At 66.5% G+C, this 254-nt stretch carries 1 protein-coding gene; it reads left to right on the forward strand.

The genetic code is table 11. From position 1 onward, the window contains the following. Positions 1-32 precede the first annotated feature (32 nt). Positions 33-254: hypothetical protein (locus KVT38_RS33885; RefSeq protein ID WP_217598101.1), on the forward strand; the 222-nt coding region annotated here is incomplete at its 3' end.

The raw sequence follows: 254 nt of genomic DNA on the forward strand, positions 1-254 counted from the left end.
GGTTAACGCCACCGCAACGGATGTCCGTCTCCATGCCGAAGCTGCTTGGCGCCCCGTGCGCCTCCTGCTTTACCGTGCCGATCGGAACGACCTGCATCCGTCCCGTCTACGCCATGCCTTCCGCCCGGTCGATCGCGGTCGATGGAGACGCAGGGGGGCTGCTGCTTCGCGCAGGAGAACCTGCGCTCAGGCCATTCCTCCCGGATGGGTCCGGCCAACCGATCGGCTATCGGATCAGCAGCACGACGGCAAGC

The organism is Cohnella sp. GbtcB17, from assembly GCF_019091135.1.
Classification (GTDB): Bacteria; Bacillota; Bacilli; order Paenibacillales; family Paenibacillaceae; genus Cohnella.